22 protein-coding genes are annotated in these 26,962 nt (G+C 61.0%); 6 read left to right on the forward strand and 16 right to left on the reverse strand.

The genetic code is table 11. The features are described from left to right. The first annotated feature begins 114 nt into the window (after positions 1-114). Complete coding sequence (locus tag CS006_RS02495) at positions 115-2,664, forward strand: hypothetical protein (protein WP_133119516.1); 2,550 nt, start codon at positions 115-117, stop codon at positions 2,662-2,664. Positions 2,665-2,877: 213 nt separating this feature from the next. Here the strand turns inward: CS006_RS02495 and cysS are convergent, their stop codons facing one another. Continuing rightward, complete coding sequence (gene cysS / locus CS006_RS02500; RefSeq protein WP_100510180.1) at positions 2,878-4,476, reverse strand: cysteine--tRNA ligase; 1,599 nt, start codon at positions 4,474-4,476, stop codon at positions 2,878-2,880. A 192-nt stretch (positions 4,477-4,668) separates the two neighbouring features. On the opposite strand from cysS, the gene CS006_RS02505 reads away from it, so the two are divergent. From CS006_RS02505 to CS006_RS02520, 4 genes are all read left to right on the forward strand, one after another. Beyond that, complete coding sequence (locus CS006_RS02505) at positions 4,669-5,391, forward strand: type 1 glutamine amidotransferase (protein ID WP_100510181.1); 723 nt, start codon at positions 4,669-4,671, stop codon at positions 5,389-5,391. A gap of 337 nt (positions 5,392-5,728) precedes the next feature. Beyond that, positions 5,729-6,511, forward strand: coding sequence for a hypothetical protein (locus tag CS006_RS02510; protein WP_100510182.1), 783 nt, complete (start codon positions 5,729-5,731; stop codon positions 6,509-6,511). 180 nt (positions 6,512-6,691) lie between these two features. Then, on the forward strand, positions 6,692-7,366 hold the full coding sequence (locus CS006_RS02515) for an arsenate reductase/protein-tyrosine-phosphatase family protein (RefSeq protein ID WP_100510183.1): 675 nt from the start codon (positions 6,692-6,694) through the stop codon (positions 7,364-7,366). Further along, positions 7,333-8,826 (forward strand): hypothetical protein, encoded by a 1,494-nt coding sequence (locus CS006_RS02520; protein ID WP_100510184.1) that lies wholly within the window; start codon positions 7,333-7,335, stop codon positions 8,824-8,826. The genes CS006_RS02515 and CS006_RS02520 overlap by 34 nt, the downstream gene beginning before the upstream one ends. A 364-nt stretch (positions 8,827-9,190) precedes the next feature. Here CS006_RS02520 and CS006_RS10650 read toward each other — a convergent pair whose 3' ends face one another. The 7 genes from CS006_RS10650 to CS006_RS10905 all read right to left on the reverse strand — a co-directional run bounded on the left by CS006_RS10650 (position 9,191) and on the right by CS006_RS10905 (position 15,991). Further along, a complete protein-coding gene (locus tag CS006_RS10650) occupies positions 9,191-9,661 on the reverse strand; it encodes a hypothetical protein (protein WP_133119517.1) in 471 nt (156 codons plus the stop codon). A 52-nt stretch (positions 9,662-9,713) separates the two neighbouring features. Next, positions 9,714-10,835 (reverse strand): acyltransferase family protein, encoded by a 1,122-nt coding sequence (locus tag CS006_RS02525; RefSeq protein WP_100510185.1) that lies wholly within the window; start codon positions 10,833-10,835, stop codon positions 9,714-9,716. Then, positions 10,832-11,728, reverse strand: a complete 897-nt coding sequence (locus CS006_RS02530) for a beta-1,6-N-acetylglucosaminyltransferase (RefSeq protein ID WP_100510186.1) — start codon at positions 11,726-11,728, stop codon at positions 10,832-10,834. Before CS006_RS02530 ends, CS006_RS02525 begins: the two co-directional genes overlap by 4 nt. Before the next feature lie 77 nt (positions 11,729-11,805). Continuing rightward, positions 11,806-13,326, reverse strand: coding sequence for an MATE family efflux transporter (locus CS006_RS02535; protein WP_165777187.1), 1,521 nt, complete (start codon positions 13,324-13,326; stop codon positions 11,806-11,808). Positions 13,327-13,336: 10 nt separating this feature from the next. After that, positions 13,337-14,326: a DUF6625 family protein gene (locus CS006_RS02540; protein WP_100510188.1), complete on the reverse strand. Its 990-nt coding sequence runs from the start codon at positions 14,324-14,326 to the stop codon at positions 13,337-13,339. Positions 14,327-14,345: 19 nt separating this feature from the next. Beyond that, positions 14,346-15,362, reverse strand: a complete 1,017-nt coding sequence (locus CS006_RS02545) for a glycosyltransferase family 2 protein (protein ID WP_243386609.1) — start codon at positions 15,360-15,362, stop codon at positions 14,346-14,348. Continuing rightward, positions 15,359-15,991, reverse strand: coding sequence for a nitroreductase family protein (locus CS006_RS10905; protein WP_243386611.1), 633 nt, complete (start codon positions 15,989-15,991; stop codon positions 15,359-15,361). The genes CS006_RS02545 and CS006_RS10905 overlap by 4 nt, the downstream gene beginning before the upstream one ends. Positions 15,992-16,072: 81 nt before the next feature. Here CS006_RS10905 and CS006_RS10910 point away from each other — a divergent pair, with 81 nt between their 5' ends. Then, positions 16,073-16,390: a hypothetical protein gene (locus CS006_RS10910; protein WP_243386620.1), complete on the forward strand. Its 318-nt coding sequence runs from the start codon at positions 16,073-16,075 to the stop codon at positions 16,388-16,390. Here CS006_RS10910 and CS006_RS02555 read toward each other — a convergent pair whose 3' ends face one another. The 8 genes from CS006_RS02555 to CS006_RS02595 all read right to left on the reverse strand — a co-directional run bounded on the left by CS006_RS02555 (position 16,391) and on the right by CS006_RS02595 (position 26,962). After that, positions 16,391-17,530: a polysaccharide pyruvyl transferase family protein gene (locus tag CS006_RS02555; protein WP_100510190.1), complete on the reverse strand. Its 1,140-nt coding sequence runs from the start codon at positions 17,528-17,530 to the stop codon at positions 16,391-16,393. Between the two features lie 25 nt (positions 17,531-17,555). Next, the gene (locus tag CS006_RS02560; RefSeq protein ID WP_100510191.1) at positions 17,556-18,647 is read right to left on the reverse strand and encodes a glycosyltransferase family 4 protein; all 1,092 of its coding nucleotides are present in this window, start codon (positions 18,645-18,647) and stop codon (positions 17,556-17,558) included. Continuing rightward, entirely contained in the window at positions 18,647-19,258 is a 612-nt protein-coding gene (locus tag CS006_RS02565; RefSeq protein WP_100510192.1) for a serine O-acetyltransferase, read from the reverse strand. The genes CS006_RS02560 and CS006_RS02565 overlap by 1 nt, the downstream gene beginning before the upstream one ends. Beyond that, positions 19,255-20,469, reverse strand: a complete 1,215-nt coding sequence (locus tag CS006_RS02570) for a hypothetical protein (RefSeq protein WP_100510193.1) — start codon at positions 20,467-20,469, stop codon at positions 19,255-19,257. The genes CS006_RS02565 and CS006_RS02570 overlap by 4 nt, the downstream gene beginning before the upstream one ends. After that, a complete protein-coding gene (locus CS006_RS02575) occupies positions 20,466-22,202 on the reverse strand; it encodes a glycosyltransferase (protein ID WP_243386622.1) in 1,737 nt (578 codons plus the stop codon). The genes CS006_RS02570 and CS006_RS02575 overlap by 4 nt, the downstream gene beginning before the upstream one ends. Beyond that, positions 22,199-23,440, reverse strand: coding sequence for a glycosyltransferase (locus tag CS006_RS02585; protein ID WP_207759987.1), 1,242 nt, complete (start codon positions 23,438-23,440; stop codon positions 22,199-22,201). The genes CS006_RS02575 and CS006_RS02585 overlap by 4 nt, the downstream gene beginning before the upstream one ends. A gap of 88 nt (positions 23,441-23,528) precedes the next feature. After that, positions 23,529-24,953, reverse strand: coding sequence for a tyrosine-protein kinase domain-containing protein (locus tag CS006_RS02590; protein WP_100510194.1), 1,425 nt, complete (start codon positions 24,951-24,953; stop codon positions 23,529-23,531). After that, positions 24,950-26,962, reverse strand: coding sequence for a DUF4012 domain-containing protein (locus CS006_RS02595; RefSeq protein ID WP_133119518.1), 2,013 nt, complete (start codon positions 26,960-26,962; stop codon positions 24,950-24,952). The genes CS006_RS02590 and CS006_RS02595 overlap by 4 nt, the downstream gene beginning before the upstream one ends.

The raw sequence follows: 26,962 nt of genomic DNA on the forward strand, positions 1-26,962 counted from the left end.
GGAATACCCGACGAATGATAAAGAGGGTATCATTCATGCAATCCCATAGGGGGTATAGACTGGTGGATAGTGCCCGAAGAGATACTGACGGCAAGGGGAAAGCGAAGGAGCGAAATGACACAACGTGACTTCTCCACATCAACAAACGTACGGTCCGTGAAGGGCGGCATCGTGCGCATGGCGATCGCCGGCATGGCCGCCGTCGCCATGGCGGCACCCTTCATTACCCCCGTTTCCGCAAACGCGGCGACGGAGACCGCGACCACAACGACCGTGGCCGCGAGCACGAAGGCCACGGCCGGCGCGTTCACCGCCGACGGCAAGACCTTCGACAGCTTCACCGACGCGCTTGCCGCGGCCGCGAAGGCCGACGACAAGACGGTCACCATCACCGAATCCACCGATGCGAGCCTGTCGGTCGCCAACACCTACGAGGGCATCACCGTCACGGCCGCCAAGGGCGTGGTCTTCTCCGGCTCGCTGCGCGTCAACGCATCCAAGGCGACCGTGAAGAACATGACGTTCAAGCTCGATCCGGCCACGAGCAAGAACGCCCAGAACCTCATCGTCAGCGGCAAGGCCGCCGGCGTGACCATCACCGGCAACACCTTCGAGATCGCGGCCGGCGATCCGGCGAACGGCGCATCCAAGAACCCGGATTGGCAGCCCAGCTCGGTGTGGCTGGAGAACGGCGCGAACGGCACCGTCATCAGCAAGAACACGTTCAAGCTCGGCCAGGTCGTCAATAATTCCGCCGTCGGCGTGAACATCGTCGGCAACGGCACGAATCCGATCACCGGCACCAAGATCACGAACAACACGGTGACGTCCGGCCCGATTTCCGGCGAGGGCAAGTCCGGTTCGATGATGTTCGTGGTGGGCAACGGCAACACGCAGGCCGGCTCCTACGGCATCACCGACACGACGATCAGCGGCAATATCGTGAAGAATGAAACGGGCCTTTCCGCAAGCACGTCGAGGACCTACGCCTTTGCGGTGACCGCCACCAAGAACACGGTCATCGACGACAACACGGTCGAAGGCTACGCCGCCGTCTCCTACAGCGTCTGGCCGAGCCAGGGACCGAACGACGGTCTGAAGGTCACGAACAACACGCTTGATGCGTTCGCCGGCGTGCTGATGGGCAGCTACGTCACCGAAGGCGGCCTGACCGTCGACGGCAACACCTTCGGCAAGAACACGCAGTACGCCTACAACGGCAACACCACGTACGCCGTCAACCAGGACGGGAAGGCCTACTCCTCCGTCGCCAAGGCCATCGAGACCGGCGCGACCACCGTCAAGCTGCTGCAGAACGTGACCGAGGACGTGACGATTCCGGCCGGCAAGACCGTCACAATCGACCTGGCCGGCTTCACACTGACCAACAAGGCCGGCCACACCATCACCAACAAGGGCACGCTGACCGTCAAGGACTCCTCCGCCAAGAAGACCGGCGTCATCGACAACGTGACACATCAGAAGGCGGCCCTCTACAACGAGGAAGGCGCCACGGCCACGCTCGACGGCGGCAAGTTCAAGCGCTCCAAGGAGACCGGCACCGCGGACAACACCTTCTACACGATTCTCAATCACGGCGACATGACCATCAACGACGGCACCACCGTGGAGCTGCTGCTCTCCGACGGCAAGCCCGCCGGCTACTCCAGCCTCATCGACAACGGCTACTACTCCGGCAAGCCCGCGAACGGCAAGAACGCCACCATGGTCATCAACGGCGGCACGTTCGACGGTGGCCGTTACGTGAAGAACGACTCCTACGGCGACATGACCATCAACGGCGGCACGTTCAAGAACGGCGCCTCCGACGCGGTGCTCAACTGGCATCACCTGACCATCAACGGCGGTTCGTTCGACCCGGCCGACTCCGCAAGCGGCATCCTGCTGAACGGCAAGGTCTACAAGGGCTCCGAGGACGGCGTGGCCACGATCACCGGCGGCGAGTTCACGCTGACCGGCAGCCAGAAGGTCGTCGTGCTGCCGGCGGCCTCCGGCCCGAGCCAGGGCTCCGAGAACGTGACGATCTCCGGCGGCACGTACGCCGGCGTGAAGCCCGAGGCCAAGTACATCATCAAGAGCTCCGGACTGACGACCAACGAGGACGGCACGTTCGGCGTGAAGAAGGCCGTGCTGACGCTCGGCACGACGTCCGTGAAGCACGACGTCGCCAAGGGCGAGCTGACCGCCGACGCCATCACCACGCTGGTCGCCCCGTCCGTCAACGTCGAAGGCTATACGATTTCGGCCGACGAGCAGCAGCTCGCCGCGATCAACGAGGCCATCAAGGCCGGCCGCACCGGTGATTTCGAGCTGAAGTTCAACGCCGTCAAGGAAGGCGCGACCGAGGCCACGATCACCACGCTGACCGAGACCGCCACCGTCACGCTGACGAAGGCCGAGGAGCCGGCGCCGAACCCGGAGCCGAGCGACAAGCCTTCGGACAACGGCGGCGCGGCCAAGCCGAGCGCCAAGCCGACGACTCCGTCGAGCAACCCGACGACCACCACGGGCAATAACGCGAACGGCACGAACGCGAACCGACTGGGCAAGACCGGCACCGCCATCGCCGGCATCTCCGCGGTCGCCATCGCCCTGCTCGCCGCCGGCGGCATCACCATCGCCGTCCGCCGTCGCAAGGCGTGACACCTTTCCCAACGCCGACAGGGGAGACGTTGCGCCTAGCGGTGTGACGAAGGGAGAGTTCACGATATAGCAAAAAGGTCTTGTGGAGTGGTTCCACACATCGGAAACCACTTCACAAGACCTTTTTCATATTCGAGGCCGAATTTCCCCTTCACTCATCATTCACTGCGTGCACGAATCCACCGCCACGCCCGATGATGCCCTGTCGTTCGGTTATTTCAGCGACCAGGTCGAGCCCGAAGCGGTGTCCTCGATCGCCACGCCGGCGGCGGCGAGGGCGTCACGGATGGCGTCGGCCTTGGCGTAGTCCTTGTTCTTGCGGGCAGCGGCGCGCGCATCGAGCTGCTCGGAGATGAGCGCGTCGAGCACATCGTGCTCCTTGTTGCCCTCACCGTCGGAACCGCCGGCCGACCATTCCTCGGCGAGCGGATCGAGGCCGAGGGTGTCGAGCATGGCGCGCACGGAGACGAGTCGGCTGCGGATGTCGGCGCGGGCGGCGTCGGTGTCGGCGGCGTCCTCGAGCTTGGAAAGCAGCGTGTTGCCGGCGCGCACGGCGCTGAACACGGCGGCGACGGCCCCGGCCACGTTGATGTCGTCGTTCATGGCGGCCACGAAGTCCTGCGGCAGGTCGCCGGCGCCGACGCTCTGGATCTCGTCGCGCGAGGGCTGTTCGCCGATCACGCCGCCGGCGCGTTCGATGAAGTTGGCGACGCGGTCGTAGGCGGCCTGTGCCTCGTTGAGCGTCTGATCGCCCCACTCAAGCATGGAGCGGTACTGCACGGAGGCGAGCGCGTAGCGCACGACCCAGGCGCTGTGTTCCGCAAGCACGGTGGGCACGGAGAGGCCGTTGCCGAGCGACTTGCTCATCTTCTCGCCCTTCTGCGTCACCCATGCGGAGTGCATCCAGTGGTGGGCGAATCCCCAGCCGGCGGCGCGGGACTGTGCGGTCTCGTTCTCGTGGTGGGGGAAGCGCAGGTCGAGGCCGCCGCCGTGGATGTCGAAGTCGTCGCCGAGGTAGCGGTGGCTCATGGCGGAGCATTCGAGGTGCCATCCGGGACGGCCCACGCCGAACGGCGTCACCCAGCGGGCGTCGAGCGGATCGGTGTCCTTGGGGGCCTTCCACAGGGCGAAGTCGCGCGGGTCGCGCTTGTCGGGCGAGGCGTCGGCGGCGTCGACCGGATTGTACTTGTCGGGGCCGGTGGCGTCGACGCTGGGGCCCATGCGGTCGGCCACGGCGGCGGCCTCGTCGGCGGCGGGCTTGGTGCCGGTCTCCTGGTGCGTCAGCTCGCCGTAGCGCGGCCAGCTGGCCACGTCGAAGTACACGTTGCCGCTGGGCTTGCCGTCGGGGCCGGGCACGACGTAGGCGTGGCCGTTGTCGATGATGCGCTGGATGAGGTCGATCATATCGAGCATGTGGCCGGTGGCGCGCGGCTCGTAGGTGGGCGGCAGTACGCCGAGCGTCTCGTACGCCTCGGTGAACTCGCGCTCGTAGATGTAGGCGCGCTCCCACCAGCGCTGGCCGGCGGCACGGGCCTTGTCGAGGATCTTGTCGTCGATGTCGGTCACGTTGCGCACGAACGTCACCTTGTAGCCCAGTCGCAGCAGCCAGCGGCGTACGACGTCGAACGCCACGGCGGCGCGGATGTGGCCGACGTGCGGGGAGCTCTGCACGGTGGCGCCGCACACGTAGATGCCCACCTCGCCGGGATGAATCGACTCGAAGGGCGCGATGCTATGGGTCGCGGTGTCGTACAAACGCAGGTTGCTTGCCACGGAATCGTTGAAATCAAGCGGTTTTGGGGTGCTAGTCATAATTCGAGAATATGCGTGATGTCCGACATAGGCAAGCATCGGCACACCACTTTCCGCATCCTCGTCATAACCGTTTTCTTTAGCCTTTCCCAACCGGCCCGCAATGCCCCGTCCGGTCGTTCATCAAGGCGTTACACGGGAAATCGGCCGTACTGCCGCGATAGTCCGCCGTTCGGTGTCACAATAGAAGGTATGGCGAAGGCACAGGTTTTGATTTTTCAGCATGTCGACTGGGAGAAGCCCGGTCGTATCCTCGATAATCTCGATGAGATGGACGTCCCGTCCCAGGTCCTCAACATCGCGAAGAAGAAGAAACCCGATCTGCCTGATTTCAACGAGGTGGCCGGCGTGGTGATCATGGGCGGTCCGATGGGCGCCACGGATTTCGACAAGTATCCCGGCCTCAAGGCCGAGGGCAAGATCGCGAAGGCTGCTATCGCCGTAGGCAAGCCGGTGCTGGGCGTGTGCCTCGGCCATCAGATCATCGCCACGGCGTTGGGCGCCAAACTGAAGTCGGGCAAGGCGCCGGAAATCGGCTTCGGCCCCATCAAGCGCGTCGATCGTCATGATTATTTCTCGATGTGGGCGAAGGAACTCACCGTTCTGCATTGGCATAACGACGTGGTCGGCCTGCCCGAGGGCGGCCAGCTGCTCGCGCATTCCCCGCTGACGAAGAACCAGGCGTTCCGCGTGGGTTCGGCGCTGGGCATGCAGTTCCATCTTGAGGTGACGGCCCCGCTGTTCGAGGAGTGGCTGAGCACGCCGGAGATGGTCGAGGGCATGAAGAAGTCGGAGTTGTCCAAGCTTCGAGACGATTTCGCGGAATATAATCCGCGTCTGCAGCCGTTGGCCGAGTCCGTGTTCTCCGGCTTCGCGGCCCGCTGCGCATCGTACGCGAAGTCGCTGAACGGCTGAACGCCTTCAACGCAGCCAAACACCCCGTCGGGATATACCCCCATAAAGACGTTGATTTTCATCGAAATCGTCGTATATGCACCCCCGTGCATATACGACGTTTTTCTTTTGGCTGCGGTTTCCGCGTCATTGCTTCGAAATACATAGGTTAGCGCTCACATCCCGGCCTTCGTTCATCGTCACCGCCCTCCACGTCGATTACCCCCGACAGCCGACATCTACCCGTAAATCATTAGACCTTACGGGGGTGTATACTGACCACTTGGTTGCACATGTGTAAGGTACTGCCGGCGGAGAGAGACAACGCCGGATCGCAGACTGTGATGAAGGGACAACAATGACCACCACGAACTCCAAGCGCTTCGCGACGCTGATCGCACTGATCGCGGCAGTCGCCGCCTTCGTCGGATTCGCCCCGGCCGCCTCCGCGGCGGGCTACGGCGCCGACATCGTCATCAACGGCAACGCCGCCACCGGCACGGCGACGTTCAGCGCCAACGACATCGCCCGGTACTCCAACGCGGACGGCGTGGCCTACGCCTACGTGCGCGTGGACGGCACGCTGGTCTCCGCCGTGACCCCGCAGGGCTCCACCCGCGCCGCGGCCGACGTCGAGACCAACACCGACACCCCCGAATTCTCGGACGGCGCCTACTACACCGCCGACGAGGCCGCCGAGATTGCAGCAGCCCCCGCCGCCGTGCGCACCGTCGCCGACACCAGCAACGCCGCCTACTTCTACGCCGGCCAAGTCACGAAGGACGCCAACTCCATCACGTTCATCTTCAAGCTCACCCAGAAGGCCCTCTCCCAGGGCGGCGAGCTCAAGTACGATGTGTTCCTCAGCCCCGTGAAGATCGACAACGGCGGCGCCAAGCTGACCGCCGCCCAACTTTCGCAGCTGCGCGCATCGGGCCTGTCGGGCGTGCTGTACTCCGCCTCCGCCAACCTGCCGAAGACCGGCGAGGGCGGCACCGAGGATACGAACGCCGCCGGCACGACCGGCAAGTCCACGCTGAGCAAGACCGGCACCGTCATGCTGCCGTACATCGTGGCCATCGCGGCGATCGCCCTGGTCGCCGCCGGCGTGTTCGCCGCGCGCCGCCGCATCCAGCGCTGATCCGCGCCGCGCAATCGGAGCGGCCGGGCGCAATGCGATAATGTGATTCGACGTAAAATTTAAAACTCAAACAAACCTCGAGTTTGTCCACACGGAGGTGGGAGTGATACACTCTCACCTCCGTTTTTTATTGCACAACGCAAGACATAGTCATACACAAATCTTCCCGAGAGGAATTCCATGCACGTTCTGATGGTCTGTTCCGGCAACGTCTGCCGCTCCCCCATGGCGGAGTACATGCTGCGCGATGCGCTGCGCCGCCGCGGCGTCAGCGACATCGAAGGCGAGGGCATCTCCGTCTCCAGCGCCGGACTGCTGCGTCTGCCGCCCCGTCCGATGGACGAGACCTGCCTGAATCTGCTCGACGAAAGCTTCGACGCCGCCGATGCCGGCCGCAGCGGCATCGATGCGTCGCTGCACGAGTCCACGCCGTTCTACAACACCCCATATGCGCGCTGCGCCGGCACGAACGTGCTGGTGCTGTGCTTCGAGCATGACCACATCGACGAGGTGCTCATCGAGAACCCGTCGCTGGTGCGTTCCACGTTCCTGATCACCGAGTTCGCCGAGCTGTGTCTGGCGGCCGCCAAGCGCGGCGATTTCGACCGGCCCGCCACGTTCGGCGGCGACGGCATCGGAGACGCCGATGCCAAAGACGGCGAGTCCACGGCCATCGTGGCCGACGACGCGGCATCGCGTCTGCTCACGGTGATGCGCAACGCCCCGTTCCTGCGCCCGGGCCTGACTCCCGCCGCAGGCATCCCCGACCCGTATCATCGGTCCCTCAACGACTATCGCAACGCCTACGACGCCATCCGCCAATGCGTGAACGACATCGTCAGCATCCTGCCGTAACGGGAGCGACGGACGGAAAGCCCCTGCTTAATCCGCCCGCACCGCCGACGATACTTACGTCGTCGGCCGCCGGTCTTCCGGCCATCGACGATCGGCGTGACTCCCCCGCCCTGCGCGACTGGACGGACGTCATCTTCTTCGCGGGCCTCGCGCTGCTGCCGGTCGACGGCACGCGGTTCGGATTCGCGATGCCGTACTGGACGCCGATATCCCCAATGTTGTTCCTCGTATACACATTGCTCAACGTTGGGTTGCATCCGCACATCACCAGCCACACGATTCGCCGTTTCACCCCGTTCGTCGGTTTCGCTGGCCTGCTTGTCGTGATATCGATCTTCGACTGGCCGACCGTCGGCATCCGGCCACGACAGGCCGGCGTCACGGCAGTCGCCGTCGCAACCGGCCTGAGCACGCTCCTCGCCCTCGACATCGCCCGCAACGGCAAACGGCTCAATGTCCGTACGATGGTCACAACGCTCATCGCCGCGTATTCGGCGGCGTTCGTCGTCGGCGTCATCCAGTTCGCCAATCAGCTCAACCATCTCAACATCCAGGCGATTCACCGGTTCTTCTTCAACATCATCGAACGTCCGTATTTCGCCGTCCGACCGCAGTTCCTGTTCGCCGAACCCTCGTATATTGGCGTGCATCTGTTCGGCATCCTCATGCCCGCGTACTGGCTCACCCGTGACCGCCGTCTGCCATGGCTGATCATCGGGTTCGCGGGCGGCGCCATCGCCATGCAGTCGGGGCGACGGATCATCATCGACACCGTCGTATGCATGGTCATCTGGTTCGTCGCCACGTTCCGGTTCCAACGCACGGGACGCGCGATCGCCGCGACGGTCGGCACCGGCGCGGCCGCGATTATGGCCGCCGTCGCCGCATTCACGCTGCAGCCGCAGCTGCGTGCCATCGCCACGCAGGGTCTGATGGGCGGCGACTTCTCCACGTCGTCGCGCACGTTCCTCACGCTCGCCCCCACGTTCGCCGGCATACACGACCCCGTGCACTGGCTGTTCGGCTTCGGCGCCGGCAATCTCGCCGACGCCATCCGTCGCGGATTCCCCTATGCCGCGGAATATTATGAGAGCCGCAGCATCGCGCTGAACTCCGAAATCCGACTGCTCGCCAATCCCCCGGCCGACACGTTCACCATGAGTTTCTTCACCACGTTCGTCGCCGAATTCGGCCTCGTGGCGCTCGCGGCGCTGTTCGCGCTAATCGTTGGGTGGATCACGCGCAATCACGCGTGGAACCGACGCACCGTCTGTTGGCTCATACTGCTCGCATACCTCTACTGCCAGTTCGAGGCCTACGCATTCGCCGCCTTCTGGCTGTTCGTATGGGCGGTTGGGACTGACAACGAGTGGTCCCTTGGCACGGAGTCGCAAATTTACAACGAACATGATTCCCTGCCACAAAATCACGGCACGGAATTATTGAAATCGAAATATTGAGATTCCGTACCACGACCGACCACCGATATAGGTCGATACGGACTGAAAATCGTTGAAATTGCGATACGCTTCGTGATTGTGCGACTAGACGACGTGGCACGGAACGAAAGAATATTAAGAGCCGCGATTCCGTGCCAAAAAATCGCGCCACGGAAGACGAAATACATAGGATTCATGCATTCCGTACCACACAGCCGCACCCAGCTGCGCCGTTTCGACATGGAACATACAAATACCAGCATCGAGATATTCCGTGACGGACCCGAACCATCATGAAGTCTTTCCACCACTTCCTAGCCCCTATAACCTCACAAACCTCACGCTAAATACCACGATTCCGCACTAGCACCGGCCAAACATCCATCTAGGACGCTTTCCTTCCCAGAACGCACGGCAACCAACGGTTCATGATTTCAGCGCAGGGCGTGCAGATGACAAGATTGATGAGTATCGCACCAAAACAACATGCCAGCCTTACGGAGATATCAGACGACGTCGTATCCAGACTAACCAGCCCAAGCAACCAGGGAATCAGCACCGGATAGATTGACGCATTCGCACAGTAAAACACCAATGTATTGCGTCCCCAATATGAAAGCACACCGCCCAGCGCATGGTCCACAGCCGGCACATCCGCAATCAGACGGCATAATGCCAGCACCATCCATACGCCAGCGACGGCACCAACAACAAAGCACACCGGATTGCCCAGATCGTTCATATACGGATTCACCGAACCGTGGAACACATGACCGTTCACCCACACAGAGGCAATCAGCAACGCTACGGCCGGCAGAATGGTCCATGCCGATAACGCCCGACGCAGTATTCGCATATATTGACATTCTCCATTCAGCCTAGAATATTCAGATGGAAAGCGAGTCACGTCATGCCGCTTCAGCAGCACGTAAACGTAATTTCAGTAGCCGTTGAAGCGGTTTGACGATTGCATTGTCGTAGATGTACGCGCACATCGTCAGAAGCACGAACAATCCCGCCACCACAACAAGCATCAGGCCGATGATTCCGAATACGGAATGCGGCTGCGGCAACAGATTGGTCAGCATCGGCCACAGATTGGGCCTGACATACGGGTTTTCATGAATCAGATAAACGCCAAACACACTGCCGCTGATTGGCATGACATAACGGGAAGCTTTATCCGAGGTAATGGCTGGGGCCTTCATCACGGCAACGAATACCATGACCGCGGCAATAAGCTCCACCGCTGGAACAACACCGAATACGCTGCGACTATCCGACCTCAACCAGCTCCAGAATCCGAATCGCAATGCCACATAGATGAACAGGACAAGCATCAGGTATGCGGTCACCACAGATGCCAGAGCAGTCCACCAGTTGACAAATCCATACAATCGGCTGCTTTCACCGTACAACCGCAGCCATCCGCCAATCAGATATCCTGTGATGGCATATACCCATGTCGTCCAGAACAAAGACGCCAAGGAGACAAGCGGCATGAGACTCACGAACATCAGTATCATGACGAGCCGCAACGATGACCGCCGGGATGCATGATGAAGGACAATATTCAGGTACGGCGACACAACCATCATCAGTACATAGGCCGTGATGAACCAGTACGTTCCGTTGAACACCGGCAATATGGATACATACAGGGTCCGGAACAGTTCAGATGGAGCAAATATCGCACTGATCCCGGCCGTCGGATGCACCATCAACATACACGCCTGCGCCACGAGTGCGCCGGCCGTGTAGAGAAAGGTCTGCACGATGACCGATACGGGCTTACGGATGTGGAACCTCTTATCGACCTGAAAATATCCGGACAGCAGAAAAAACAGGCACACGCCGATCTGACCGGCGCAATGATTCCAGGCCCACGCGCAAGCCCGTGAAAACAGACTCCCCTCGTCCTGAAGATTCCATCCCATATTGGCGACAACATGACAGCTGACAATCAGAAGCATGGCGACAATACGAAGAATCTCAAAACGCAGGTCCCTTCTGCGCTCGCTCTTACTCACTGACCGGCTCCATCCATGTCGTATCCGCACATATGCAGGAATTCCTTCGAAATGCCGGAATCAATCTTCCGCGCAAAGAAGCAACCGGATTCCATCGCCTTGGAATAATCAGACTCATCCAAATACGCCGGCAAGCTGCCGTTACGCTTATGCCAGTCCATATACCGCAGATTGTCGGAGACTATGTTGCCTGCGTATGGGGAGTTGACAAGCACGGTCTGGAAAAGAAACTCCTCGGGAATCTGTGCCTGGTAGAGATCGCGCATGAACCGAGGATGCCCATCAACGAAATCGATCACATACTGCGAAGCCTCCACCGGCAGCGACATCCATACCAGTCCCTGGGCCAGATTCCTTTCTCCGCCGAAGTTGTCATTCGCAAGATGGAGCGTCTTCTGCAGAGCGATATCGACATTGCGCAGCGCATGTACGACCTTGTTCCAGTAGTCGTACCGCCACAGACGGTTCTTCCATTGGTACATGGCCCGCTGATGCGGTTCCATCTCCTCGATAGTGCGGCAATCCATGTAGATGTGCCGGTTACCGCTGAAGAACTCCTCGAATTCCTCATCGGAACGGATAGGGATGTCCTGACCGGAAATGAGATGAATATACCCTTCGGCTTCCGTATGCTCAATGGCCTTGCGTGTCAGTCCCAGCAAGGACAGCAGGTGCTTGTAGCTCCCCCAGGAAATGGCGTACCGCTTTTCGGCGTAGACATTGGGCAATTCATTAAACCGTGCCACATCCTCGTCTCTGATCATCGAAGATGATGCGTCAATATGCAGAAAGACATTATTCCGCGCTTGCAGGCGTCCGATAAGTCGCTCGAGATTTTCCAGGTCCTTGTAGGCGGTGATGACAAACGAGTGCCACGTATGGCGAGAAATCATTACTAATCCTTTATCTGTATTCGTGAGGACTGGTGTTCATAATGGGGACCGCATCACGTCATATATGTGGGAAGCGGTTACCGTCTTCCTCTGGCCAGTATTCCGAGCAGGCGCGTCCTCTCCTGCCCATCAAGTGCGACCACACCGCAAAGAAGCAGGGAGGCCACACTGCACGCGATGCCGGCGACGAAGAATCCACCCCATCCATGGAATGCGATGAACTCGCGATATCCCCAGCAAATCGCAATGATGGGAACGATACACAGCATGCCGCGCACGATGGGTCTGAACATCGATTGCCACGAATATCCCAGGCACTTCGCGGCATACCAGGGAATGAACAGGAAGTTCTTCAACGAGTCAAGGACTCCCTGCACCAGGATTATGGCCCATATTCCCAGATTCGTCCAGACCAGCAGCGGTATGACCAACACGATATTGGCAATGCCGCATATCAGAAAGGCAACAGCAGGAACCCGAAGCTTATTGGTGATGATGAACGCGTTATTCAGCACCATGCTGCTGCAGGAAAACAGCGTCGGAATGAGAATCATCACCGACATGGCCTGCAAGTGCGCGGAATCCTGGGTCGGAACCCAAAGGTCATAGAATCGGTCGCCGAATACCAGGAAGAATCCGACCGGCAGGGCATAGGCCGCCGCCGACATCTTCAGCGAGGACAGTAGGAAGCGCCGGAAATCGTCATGCTGTTCCTTGGCATAGTACTGCATCAGCTGCGGCGCGAACACGCTGACCAAGGTCCCCGCCATGGAAAGCAATACCGTGGGCACGGTCTTTGCCAAGGAGAATTCACCACCGATTTTCGGTCCCAGGAAAACATTGGCGAGATACAGCCCCAGAGCGACAAGCAGCGTGTAGCTCAGGGAGTCCACCGAATTCCAGAACCCGGATGTCAGCAGCTCCCGCACCGATTTCATGCTGAATCGCCCGGATCGTATGCGCAGCTCGGGGGTCAGCTTCCGCGTATAGTACACGTTCGCCGCGTTGGTGTATATGGCCACGATGAGCATGGTGGCCGTCAGATAGTAGATCTTCGGCTGCAGCACGGCGAACAGAGCGATAAGCACGACCGCCCGCAGCATGTTGCTTTCGATGTTGCGGACCGAGCTTTTCTCCAACCTGTTCTTCACGTAGTACACGCATCCATATACCGATAGCATCAGCGACAGTTCGGAGCTCAGCATCGAGAAGAAGAAGGCAAGACGAACGTCTTGAATCAGCTCCCCCGGAACCTGCATGATCCACTGCGGGAACAGGGAGAACAGGAACCCAGGAACGGCCAGAATACCGGCGATTACCAGGTTGGCGATGAGCACCGACCGGAAATACGTATTCGCCTTGTCGAGATCGCCTCGATTGTATTCGAGGGCGATGTACCTGCTCGCCATGGAATTCAACGCGGCGGTGAGTATGCCCGTGTATCCGATGATGGTGTTGATCAGTGGGATGAACCCGTATGCGGTCGCACCCAGCGTACGCACGATGTAAGGCGTCAGCAGAAAGCTGACGCCAAGCTGCACCATGACCGATACGGCCGTGGCGGTCATATTGACCGCCAGCCGCTTCTTTTCGCCCATTATTCGACCGTCACTTTCCCAGCTTGGAGAGTATACGTTTCTTCCAGAACCGAACTTCGCCCCGCATGATCTTCCGACGATGCGATAGCTCATTGCTCAGTCGCCTCCACCGAATCGACTTGAAATTCTCCGCAGTGACCTCCTCCACTTCCAATGGCTCGAACGAACCGGGAAGAATCTTGTAATGCATGGCATCGTCGCCATCGATGCGCACATCCATATCACGACGCTGGAAGTGCATGTACATCAGTTCCTGGGTGGCGAATTCCCCAAGACGGAAATAACTCCGGGACAATACACCGTTGTCCCATGTATATACGGCGTGCAGGGGCGCTTCCGTCATGAAGACCCCCAAGGATGAATCGAAATGCGTAAGCTCGAACCGCTCCGCTTTGGCACGTGTATTGCCGGAAAGATCGGTCAGATAGATCGGCAATCCGTGCTCCTGATAGATACGGTTGATGTTGGTGGGCAGATAGCTTTCATCGAAAGTGAAACCACGTGTCGACTGCAGCACTTCCTGGTATATGGGCCGGTTGTTCAGCGGCAGCATGAATCGGCGGTTGTTTTCCTCGGTGTTGCGCATCAGGGACAGATGTCCGACCGCGAAAATCTTGTCATACTCGTCAAGCATCTCTGCGGTAATGAAATGACCGAGCTTGCCGAACACCAAATCACAATCGCAATATCCCCAGAATCGGTATTCCTTCAGATACTCCGCAAAGATGTACCCGTACATCGGTCTCAAATCGCACAACTTGTATGGCGCCTTGAGAGCGACGGGGAAGTCGAACCGCTCACTGGCGCGCTGCTGCATATCCGCAAACGTCTCATAGTGCACGTGCACATTGGCCGGATAATCGTATGCGGTATGGTCGTCGGTGAACAACAGCCAATCGTATTCCGGATTCTTTCCACATGAGTTCAGAAACAGTTGGAAATAGTTGGGCATCTTGCCGTAATACGGCAGGATGAATGCGCATAGACGTTTTTCAGGCATGATAATGACCTTTCATCAATCAACGTGTCGAACGGCTGGAGATGCGGTGATACGCTCGTGGCGTTGTGGCCATGAGCAGGATTCGGGCCTTGCGGCCGAACGATAGCGAACGGTCGCGCAATACCGGCGGCACGGTCCGGGCCAGTGCCTTGCGGCATCGTCTGATGGCGGCCGCGTCGGCTCGCTTGCCAAGCAGGTCGTAGAGTACGTCGTACCAGCCTTGCATACGGCAGTATGCGAGCGCCGCTGCATCGCCATAGCCCTGTGATTCCAGGTATTCGCAGCACAGTTCGGCGATACGGGCCTTGTCGAAGCTGTGCTCGTTCACCGATGCCGTGGTGATGGAGTTCTCGCGGATGCGGTAACGGTACAGCGGCTTGGCGCTGAAGTACAGTCCGCCCATGGTGTTGTAGACGCGGCTAAGCACGAAGTAATCCTCACTGTTCAGCCCTTCCGGGAAGCGTATGGCTTCCGTTCCTCGGAAGAATCGTGCGTCGAACAGCTTGTTCCATACGGCGCTGGCCATGCGTTCGTAGTGGTAGAGGAACGACCGCAGGGCGTTGGCACGGGTGAAGACCTTGTTCGGCAGCGCGGCGTCGATATGGTCTTCGTGCCCGTCGTCGAATACTTTGACGGTGCCGCACATGGCCACGTCAACGCCGTCATGTTCCCGAATCCAACGATGCATGGTCTCGATCATGTCGGGTTCGATGGTGTCGTCGCTGTCGACGAAGGCGATGTAATCGCCCTTGGCGACGTCGAGTCCGGCATTGCGGGCGGATGAAAGACCGCCGTTGGCTTTGTGGACCGTACGTATGCGATCATCCCGTTCGGTCCACTGTTCGCAGAGTTCCGGGCAACGGTCGGGCGAACCGTCGTCCACGAGGATGATTTCCAGATTGCGGTAGGTCTGGTTCACGATACTGGCGACGCAGTCGGCAAGATACTGTTCGACCTTGTAGACCGGCACGATGACGCTGATCAATGGTGCCGATGCCGATGTCCGGCCGCCGGCCATGGTGTCCTTCTCGCTCATGCGTGCACCGTCACGATGCTGTCGGCGGCGAAACGCTGCGATTTGCAGGTCATCACCTCATCACGGAAATGCCCCACGGCGATGTACATGACGAGGAATTCACTGTCGGGGACGCCGAGTAGCTTGCGGGTGGCTTCATCACGCTTCATGGGCAGCATGGTGTTGAGAGGGCAGGCGGCCAGCCCCTGTTCCTCGAGGGCCAGCAGCAGGGACATGCCGAACAGACCACCATCGGTGTAGCCTTCGTTGCGTTCGTCCTGATTCATGAATGCCTGGTTGTCGGCGGTGATGAGCACCAGCGCCGGCGGCATCGGGTATCCGCGGAATCCTCCCTGCAATGGCATGGCGTGACGGATAAGCTGCGGGTTGGTGATGATGTGCACGCGGGTGGGCTGGCGGTTGCACACGGATGGCGTACGCATGGCGATGTCCACGGCCTTGGTGATTTCCGAGGCGGATACCGATTCATCGGCGAACTCGCGCACGGAATGGCGTTTCTCCATCAGCTGCGTGAACGTCAGGGAATCGTTGTGTCGTTTGTCGGATGACCGAATGACCATGGCGCCGCCGGTCGTGTTCTCCGTGGCCGCGATGGCGTTCCATGTCGCCGCATCAAACAGGTCGCGCATATATGTCAGATCGACGTGTGCGGCTTCGTGCCGGACACGGTATTCATGCAACGATGAGATTGCCGTCTGGTAGACGTCATTATGGGCAATATCGGAATCGACTGCACGCAGGGCGGCCATGAGCGGTGCCATCTGTGCAAGCACGCCTTTGCCGAATCCGTAGCGAAAGTCGGTATGGCTCAGGCCTTTCTCAATCTGATGGGTGAAGAAGATGATGCGGGTTTCCAGGTGTTCCTGTCGCATGGAGCCGCGGCGGGCATAGTTCCGACGGAATCGCCTCATCTGATGCGCGGTTTCATGGTGCAGCTTCATATCGGCTTCAAGACCGCGCAGCCGAGCAATGAGGCTTTCGGGAATCAGTTTTTTGATGGTTTCCTTCATCGTATGCTCTTTCCGTAATCAGTCGGCCAATGCCTTGGTGAGGAATTCCGTGCAGCGTGCCTTTTCCTCGGCGAGCTTCGGTCGCACCTGCGTGAAATCGATGGCTTCGTCATGCCACTGCATGCCTTCGATGAGCTGCTGCTTCTCCAGCCCGCAGGTGGCGAGCAGGGAGCTCATGCGGTCATCCATGTTCACCTTGCCGTTGCGAATGCCACGAACCACGTGGAACTGCTTCTCGAACAGGATGGAGAACGCGGTGCCGTGGAACGATGCCGTAAGCACATGGTCGGCGTGACGGATGAGGCTGAGGTAATGATTGGGAGCCGCCACATCGAGCATGTGGAAGCCATACTTCTCAAGACCATACGACTTGTTGCCGGTGAACATCACATACACGGGCAGCCCGGTCTCCTTGGCATATGCCTGCACCGCCTTGGCGGCACTGTCATTGAGCTCGATGGAGTCGATGGCGTAGTAGAAGATGTATGGCTCGTCGACCAATCGGGGTGCGGTAATCGCCTCGTAGTCCTTCTGTTCGAGCAGCAGTGTCGGGTCGATGACCTGCGTCACCGGCTGGTCGATCAGCGGCTGGAGATACTCCTGTGCGGACTTCTCACGCACGGAAACGGCACGATAATCGGCGAGCAGCCTGCGGTACCGGTCGGCGAGCGCCGTATCGCCACGCTTGTCGAGGATGTGTCCGCCCATGCTGGAGGCGTAGGAAACCTTGGGTTTCGCATGCACGAAGTTGAGGAAGTAGGCATCGCTGTAATCCCAGGCGTCCGTGTTCCAGATCTGATCGCTGCCGGAGACGAACACGTCGTACTGTGCTTCGAGGTCTCCCATCTGGGATGGGTCCTCGTAGAACTTCGGCGTGAGGGAGAGCGCCGAGTCAATCAGATTCGTGAAGTCGTCGTGACGCTGCTGAATCAGCTTGTGATGGAAGAACGCGTACAGATTCTTGGCGATGTCCTTCGGTCCGGAGACCTTCTTGTATACGTCATACAGATACTGCTGACGCGGTGTGGAGAAGTTGATGATGTCGCATTCGTAACCGAGCTGCTGAATCTTCCGTTGCGTGGCGTACGCCTGCAGGAACGATCCGTTGTTGTGCGCGGCATGATAGGTGATGAGCGCGGCTTTCTTGTTTTCGGTCATATGTGGTCCTTACTCGGGTGGGTTGTTACTTGCAGACGTCGTTCAACAGTCGCCGCCACTGCTCGATGATTGCCGCCTTGCCGAAGCGTTCGGCGCCGTCGAGAGCATGGGCGGCATAGCTTGCGCGTCGCTCGGCATCATCGATCAGCCGGTTGATGGCAGCCGCCGTGGCGTCGATGTCACCGACGGCGGTCAAATCGCCGTTCACGCCATCGGCGACGATTTCGGCGGGACCGGTCTCGCAGTCGAAGCTCACGATGGGCAGCTTGTACGCCTTGGCTTCGAGCAGTACCATGGGCAGGCCCTCAAATCGGGAGGTCATGACGAACATGGCGGCCTTGCGGTAGTAATCCCCCATGTTGTCCGCACGGCCGTGGAAAACCAGCTGGCCGGCATGGTCGGTTCCGGCGGCCTTGCGCTCGAGCATCTCGCGGTCCTCGCCTTCGCCGAGCACGAGCCAACGCCAGTCGGGATGCTGCGGCAGCACCTTGGCGGCCACGTCCACGAGCATGTCGAAACCCTTCTGGTAGGTCAGGCGGCCGGAGCTGATGATGAGCTTGGATTCGGCGTCATACCGCGGGGCCGGCGCGACCGTCTGCATCGGGTTGGGAATGGCCACGGCCGGGCACCGCAGTTTGAGATTGCTCTCATACAGTCGTTTGTCCGCTTCGGTGAGCGTGACGATGGCGTCGGCGCGGCGGGCGGCCCATCGTCGAGTGAGCTTGCGGTAGGGCACACCGGGGTTCTGGTTGAAGTTGAAGTGCTCCCACGAGATGACCTTCACACCGGTCCTGCGCTTCAACGGCAGGGAGTACATGTCGAGGATGCCGTCGATATCGATGAGCACGTCGATATCATGCTGCCTCACGAGCGCACGCAGACGACGGACCGTATCGAAGTAATGCTGGATGCCGTGGGTGACGGTCGGGTACACCGTATGACGTTCGATGTGTCCGTCGATGGCGAAGAACGGTTCAGGATTCTCCTCGAACAGGCTGACGAAGGAGATACGATCCGTTGTCTCCTCAACCAGCGCATTGGCAATCATGATGGAGACGTTTTCGGTGCCGCCGGAACGGGTGATGTCACCGGAGAAGAACGCGATGTGGCGGGTCATCACTCGTCTCCTTGCTGTGTGGAACGTACGGCATAGTGGTCGTCGGGGAGAAGCTCATCGCCGAGATTGTGGCAGTAACCGTCGGTTGCATCATCCCGGTGAATCACGCGTGCGGGATTGCCGACGACGATGCTGTGATCGGGAACATCGAAGTTCACGTAGGCGTTCGGTGCGATGAGCACGTCATTGCCGATATGAATGTTGCCGACGATGACCGCATTGGAACCGACCCACACGCGATTGCCCAGTGTCGGCACGCCTTTACGCCGGCCACGGTTCTCCTGACCGATGACCACGCCGGGGCTCAGGTTCACGTTGCTGCCGAGCGTGGCCCTGCCATTGACGATGACGGTGCCACGATGGCCGATGAACAGCCCCAGACCGATATTGGCGCCATATCCGATCTGGAATCCCGTCTTCTTGGAGAGATTCAGCAGTCGCCAACGATACCAATAATGCAGCAGTCCATTGGGATGCGCCTGGGCCTTGCGCAGCATGGTGGTATAGCGGAACCCCTGCTGCGCGAATCGTAGTTTCATGTAGGAGAGCATGCCGGGGTTGCTTCCGTATCGGCGGGCGTCGCCGGCGATGAATCGCTTGGCATCGGTCATGATACGGCTCCTTCCAAAACGTCGTCCTTGGGGGCGAAGAACTTCAATCGCTGGTTGTTGCTGAGAATCAGCAGATGCAGCACCGGGAACGTGGCGGATTCGTGACGCACCCACGAGCCGAAGTCCGGTTCGAAGATGAACGACGCCAACGCGTAGCCGATGAACACGCACAGCGCGAGGAACTGCGACTTGTCGTGCACCTTGTTGATTCGCCGCAGCAGATGGACCATGTAGAACGTGATGAGCAGCTGGAAGACGAAGAATGGCAGATAGTACATGCCCTTCAGCATCAATTCGACCGGCAACAGCATACGAATCGCATTGACGAGGTAATTCGCCATGAAAATCGGCAGACCGTCACCGGGAATCCAGTTCTTAATCAGTGTCTGCGAATCGGCACTGCCGTCAAAGGCCGTCAAGTAGCCGGCGCGCAGACCAATCATCTGCTGATATTCGCTGGGCATGATGGCCTGCGCGACCACCATCATCGCGTAGATGCCGAGGAAGCAGATCACACAGATCGCCGCGACGGTCGGCGCGTTGAAATCACCCTTGCTCAGACGGAACATCGACAGCAGCACGAACACGAACAGCACGAGCGCGGCGATAAGCACGTAATATTCGCGGAAGAACGTGCTTTCGTAATACAGCACCGCGCAGCTCAGACCGATCTTCAGTATGGAACTATCGATCGGCAGAATCAGGATGATATAGACCGCGAAGAAGAACGCGAACTGGATGATGTCCTTGCCGATGTTGAACACGTAGATGTTCAGCAGACCCGTCGCCGCGAGAATGAAAATCGACTGGAGGAAGTCGGGGCTGTCCACGCGGATGACCATGAGGAACACCAGAATGGTGAAGATGACGCCGAGCGTGAACGACCAGTCGAGCATGGTCTGGAAGCCGAACACATTCAGACTCTTGAACAGGTCGGCGGCCACACGATACGTGCCCTCCCACTCGTCCACGGTCGCCGAATCGATGGACATGCCGAGAATGCGGTTGTTGTCGTAGAAATACTTCGGCGGCAGCACAAACGCGACCATGATCTTAGCCACGATGGCGACAAGCGGCACCAGCGCGAGCACGATGTTCTTGTCTCGCGCGGCACGACGGCGCAGGGCCAGCTGCGTGGCCTTGCGCGTCGGGTGCTGACGTCGGCGACCCGCATTCGAGCCGCCGGCGGTAAAGGACCGGGGTTGGCTCATGCGCGGCTCCCGCCCGCCTGCGCCGAACGCTCCGCCTTCGCCAGCTCCCCGAGGTAGAACTTCTGCAGCCACTGGGCGTTGGCGGTGATGTCGAATCCGGCCTTCGTCACGAGCTCGGGGCCCTGCGCACGGTCGGCGATCTTCGGCGCATCGGCCTGGGCAAGGATACGCTTCGCCCATTCGTCCGGTTCGGCATCCAGCGGCACGATCTGCACGTTGCCGGTCACGTCGCATTGGGCGGGCACGCGGTCGGAGATCGTGCACGGCAGGCCGGCTGACTGGGCCTCGATCATCGTGACGGGCAGTCCTTCGAACAGGCTCGGCAGCACGAATGCGTCCATGCCCTGCATCAGACGGTTCACGTCCTCGCGCACGCCGAGGAAGCGCACGGCGTCGTGCAGGCCGAGTCCGTCGACCTTGGCACGGATACGGTTCTTCAGTTCGTCGTTGAGCTCGCCGCCGCCGACCAGCCACAGCTCGCTGCTCGGGCGCTGGCGATGCACTTCGGCGAAGATGTCGATAAGGAACTCATGGTTCTTCTGCGGGAAGAAGCGGCCCACATGGCCGAGGACGAACGTGCCTTCGGCCGTGCCGACCTCCGCGCGCACTTCGGCGGCGACGGCCGGGTCGTAGCGGTAGAGCGCGGTGTCGATGGCGTTGCGCTGCTGGATCACGCGACCACGGTTCTTTTTGCCGAACAGCCAGTCGCCGGCCTCCTCTCCGCACGCGAACATATGCGTCACGTACTTCGGCAGGCGGAAGCGGAAGTACTCGCGGAAAATCGACTTCAGGTCGAATCCGACCGGTCGGTTGTGCGCGTGCGCGATGCGTACGGGAACGCCAAGCTTGGCGGCCTCGCGCAGGCCGAAATAGCTGCGCTCCTCAAGGTTGGAGTGCACGATGCGATATTCGGGATGTCTGCGCAGAAAGTCGCGAATCTGACGCTTGTACTTGCCGAAATACTGCGGATACATCGGACACATGCGGTAGATATGCCCGCCCATGGCCTCGATCTCGTCCTCGTATGCGGCACGGTAGTCGCGGTTGACGAGAAAATCGTACGTCACCTTGCTGCGGTCCATATGGCGCATGTAGTTCATCATCATGGTCTCGGCACCTCCGCGGTCCATGACGGTGTCGAGTACGAGCACGCGGGTGGGGTTTCCCTTCCTTTCCAGATTTCCCTGGCAGGGGGAACTGTCAGGCGCATCCTGACCGAGAGGGTTGCCGCCCTTGCCATTTCCATCCCGACGAATCGGTTTCACGTGAAACATCGCGCCCATACGCACGACGGAGTCGGCAGGGATATCGCCGGAAATCACGCAGCCGGCGCCGATTACGGTGTTGTCGCCGATCGTCGAACCCTTGAGAATCGTCACATTGCTGCCGATCCAGCAATGACGGCCGATGGTCACCGCCGCTTCGGAATATCCCTGCTCCTTGATGGCGACGGTCGGGTCGGCGAACCGATGGTTGTGGTCGTATACATGCACGTTCTCGCCGAAGATGGTCTCGCTGCCGATCTCGATGCGCTTGCGTGCATGCAGACCGCAGCCGTTATTGAAGAACACGTTGTCGCCGATGACGATCTCGCCGCCGTTCTCCACGGTCGCCTGGAATCCACGACGCATATGGAACGCCTTGCCCCAGCGCATATGACGGCCGTATACGACGCGATACAGCGCCTTCAGCATCAATCCGGTGAATCGGTACCATGCCTTGATGAGTATCATCGTCGGACCTCCTTGATCGCGCCTTCCGAGCGCAGTTCCGCCTCGGACGGCAGCAGCTCGCCCCGATAATGCCGCGCAATGTCACGGACCATCTGCGAGGCGAGGAACCTCCTAAGAAATGTTTCGCGTACGGTATCGCGGCTCGGCGGATTGTCGAGCATGCCCGCCACCGCCGCCACACCGGCCTCGACGTCGCCGACGGGGAACAGCGAGCCGTTCCGAGCCTCCTGCCCGGCCCGCGCCGTACGCCCATCGGCGCCCGGCCGTACGACCTCGTTGTTGCCGACCACATCGGTGGCGACCGCCGGCACGCCGGCACGCAGCGATTCGATAAGCGAATACGGCATGCCCTCATACAGCGACGTGAGCAGATACAAGTCGAATGCGGCGACCATGATGTCGGCATCGGCACGGTATCCGATGACATGCGTGTGCGAGGCCACATCCTCGCCGCAGCCCCGCCAGTACTCGCGTACGTCGGATTCCAATGGCCCGTCGCCCATATACACGAAGTGCGCATCGGGCCGCTGACGGATGACCTCGGCGGCGATGCGGGCGAACGTCATCGGATCCTTCTGTTCGACCAGTCGTGCGGTCACGCCCACGACCGGCGCGCCATCGGAGATGCCGAGCTCGGCGAATTCCAGGGCCGCGCGGGCCTCCTCGCGCGACGGCACGGGAACGTCCGGCACGCCGTTGACGATCACACGGAACTTGTCGGCCCTGTCGAGTCCGGCGGCGAGCGCCGCTCGCTTCTCCCCCGCCGACACGTTGAATGTCAGCGTGGTGGCGTGCCGGCTGAACCAACGCTCGAGTGCAGTGAACACCACGCGTTTCTTGCCGGAGAACTCGGGCGCCATGAACGAGTAGGCGTGCGGGGTGTAGAACACGCGCGGCACACGTTCGAGCCTGGCGGCGAGCCGACCGATGATGCCGGCCTTGGAGCTGTGGCAGTGCACCACGTCGGGGCGGATCTCGCGAATCGCCGACCGCACCTGCCGCAGTGCGGCCAGTTCATGCCGGGGGCTGATGTTGCGCACGAGCGCGTCGCATGGAATCATCCGGGCGTGCCGTCTCAGCTCGGGCAGGTCCTCGATGAACGAGGCGTCGAGACGCGACGTGCCGTAGATGAGCGTCACGTCGAATCGTTCCGCGTCGAGTCCGCGAATCAGGTCGACGACGTGCCGGCGCGTCCCGCCCTGGGACTCCAGCACCATCACCACCTTCGTCTTCCGCATGGTATTCATTCCACCTTCTCACTTGCCGTACGGTCTCGCTTGCCGTTCGGGGTCATTCGCCGTTCGGAGCCTGCGCCCGCCCGATTCGTCACTTCGCGTTCTTGCCGTGCTCTTTCCTGCGCCCCTTGCCAACGCCGGCCTTGCCGCCTTCGGCGTCGGCGTAGTAGTAGTACTTGGACTTGCTGCGCTTCTCGGCTTCGGCGTAGTTCACCACCACGCCCATCACCGGCACGTTCACCATCTCGAGTTCGGCGGCCACGCCTCGCAGCGACTTCTTGGTGGCCACGTTCTGGCCGACGACGAGCACGAGCTTGGCGCCTTCCTTCGCGAAGATGGCGGCGTCGTTGGCCACGTCCATCGGCGAGGTGTCGACGATCACGTGGTCGTAGTCGTGTGCGAACTGTTCGAGCAGCGCGAGCATGGTCTTGGAGCCGAGCAGCAGGCTCGGGTTCGGCGACTTCTTGCCGGCGGGCAGCACGTGGAAGTTCTCCTTCCAGTACCGCTGGATGGCCAGGTCGGCGCCCACCTGCCCGGTGGCGAGGTTCGTAAGTCCCACGGCGTCGCTGATGCCGAGGTACTGGCCGATGGACGGCTTCCTCAGGTCGGCGTCGATGAGCAGCACCTTCTCGCCCTTTTCCGCGTAGGCGGCGGCGAGGTTCATGGCCAGCGTGCTCTTGCCTTCGTTGGGGCCGCCGGAGGAGACGACCACGAGATTGCCCTTGGTCATGTCCTTGGGGATGACGAACGAGAGGTTCACGGCCACGCGGCGGATGTCCTCGGCAATCGCGCCGGCGGGCTGGGCCACGATGACGGGCGCGCTGCCGGCGAGCAGCTGGTTCTTCGGCAGGTTGCCGATGACCGGCGCCTTGGTGTACATCTGGATGTCGGCGATCTGACGGATCTTCTTGTCCATGAAGTTCAGGGCGAGCGCCACGATGACGGCGAGCACGAATCCGGCGAGGGCGCCCTTGAACGCGCCGCTTTTCACGTTCGGCGAGGTGGGCTTGCTCGGCGCGTAGGCCTTCTGCACTACGGAGAACTTGATGGGCGTGGTGAGCTTGCCGCCGTCGTCGGTGTAGAGGTTGTTGATGATGAGGTTGTTGAGCGTCGTGGCCACCTCGTTGGCGATCTGCGCGGCCTCCTTGGGGTCGCTGCTGTTCGCGCTGATGGTCATGAGCGTGGTGTCGCCGTTGGCTGCGGCGGCCACGTTGGCGGCGAGCTCCTCGGTGGTCATGTTGAGGCCGAGGTTCTCGATGACGGGTTCCAGCACGGATTCGGTTTTGACGAGGCTGGTGTAGGTGCTCATCTGCCGCTGGATGGCCTGGGAGTCGTTGTTCACCGAACCGAGGTCGGTGGACTGGGTCTGCATGCGCACGAACACCTGCGTGCTGGCCGTGTACACCGGCGTCTCGGATTTCACGGCCCAGGTGACGCCGCCGGTCACCACCACGAGGATGGCGAGTTCGAGCAGCAGGTACTTTTTCAGTACGTTGAGCAGGTCGAATATGTTCACTGGTCGTTCTCCTTAATCAGGGGAGTCTGATGAATGGTCATGGTGGTGCCGGCGGCCCGTTCCGAGGTCTGCACGGTCACCGAAAGCGTTGCCGTTTCGCCGGGTTTGAGCGTGATCTTCTTCACGCCGACGGTCAGTCCGTTGTGGGTGGTGATGGTGTCGAATCCCTTGCCGCCGCTCGAACCGCCCGACCCCGAGCCGGAGATCGTCCAGTCGACGAGTCTTCCGCCGGCCGGCGCGTACACGTATACGACGGTGGCGATCTCGCCGGGGTTCACGTCGTATCCCTCCGACATGCCCTTGCCGGTCACGTAGTCCGGCAGTCCGGCCACGTCGGCCGCGTTCACGGTGTTGGCGAGCTTCACGTCCACCGCATACTGCTGCGCGCCGGATTCCAGGGTGCGGGTCCTGCGGCTGGTCACCGAGCGGTCGAGATACCAGCTCATCTTGCCCTGCGTGCCGTCGGAAAGATACACGCCGGTGTTGGGTTCGGCCGGCTTGGTCTCGAGCTCTCCGGCGATGGCCGTGTCGTGCAGGCGCTCCTGTTCGGCGCCGCGTACGGACCAGACCTTGAGATGCCCCTGTCTGGTCGACGTCATGACGGCGTTGAGCAGTGCCGCGGAATTGCCGCCGTTGGCGGCGTGGAGAATATGGTCGAACGACTGCCTGGCCACGGCGGAGAACACGGCGTCCTGTTCGCCGGGCGTGCGGTTCTCAAGGTAGCTGTCGTGCAGCAGGTACTGCGCGGTGTTGGAACCGTTCAACGTCACCGTGCCGGAGCCGTCCGGCGCCGCCGCATCGTTGATGGTCACGCCGCCGGCCACGGCGAGCAGGCTCTGCAGCAGGCACGGGTCGATCATGATGACGCCGCTGATGGTCTGCTTGCGGTCCTTCTCCCACATGGCCTTGGCGATGGCCGCGGCGCGCGGATAGTCGGGCGTGAAGTTCACGTCGTGCGGCTTGGTCAGCAGGTTCTCGCCGAACAGGGCGATCTCGTCGTCCTGCGCGTCCAGTACGGGCGAGTCCAGCTGCGGCAGCGTGCTTTCCGAGACGAAGTCGGAAAGCGTGAATCGGCCGCCGTCCACGGTCAGCGTGCCCCATGAGCCGGGTAGGCCGCCGGTGGGGCGGACCTCCGCGTTGTTCTGCGCAATCACCAGATACGTGCGCGCGCCGGAATCGTCGAGGTCGAGCATGGAGGGCGCCACGTTGGCGATGCGCGCGTAGACGTCCACCTGGTCGGCCAGTTCGGCGAATTTGCCGCGCGCGTTGTCCAAGGCGTCGGCGATCTGCGCGATATGCGGTGTCGGCACGCGGCCGAGGTCGATTTCGGCGTCGCCGATCACGCCGCTGGCCTGGTCGAGGTCGTCGGCCGATTCGGTGAGTCCGGGCATCGAGACCGTGCCGTCGTTCACGCTGATCGACGTCGTGGAGAAGTTGCCGGCCGCGCGTCCCAACTGCGGCAATGCGTTCACGGATACGTCGTGCATGATGCCCACGGTGTCGCGCACGGCGGTCACGTCGTCGCCGATCACCGGCAGTGCGCCGAGCATCCGCCATCCGAAGCCGCTGGTCTGCGCATAGGCCTTGTCGACGCCATTCGACAGCCGCGTCATGCCGGCCTTCGCCGCGTTCGCGTCGCCGCTGCGGATGGCGGCCGGAATGGCGCTGGCCCCCTGCGAGGCCTCGGCCACGGCGCGTTTGACCTGCAGTGCGGAATACCCCATGTAGGCGCCGAACGCACCGATCGCCGCCACGATCACGAACACCACGAGCAGCACTCGACGTACGCGCCTGCGACGTCGGATACGAGCCACATGTTCGGCGCTCATGCGGCGTCGACGCGGCCGCGCCCCCTGCGTGACGTCGGCGAGCGCGTCGGCGGAGAATCCGTCGAGGTTCGGCCGCACGACGTCGCTCGGCTGCACGACGTCGTCGGACGTGCCGTGGGCCGTCCGTCCGTCGTCGTGCGTCGCCGTATCGTCGGCGACGCCGTTCGATGCGTTCCTCAT

The sequence above is a fragment of the Bifidobacterium primatium genome, assembly GCF_002802875.1.
GTDB classification, from domain to species: Bacteria; Actinomycetota; Actinomycetes; order Actinomycetales; family Bifidobacteriaceae; genus Galliscardovia; species Galliscardovia primatium.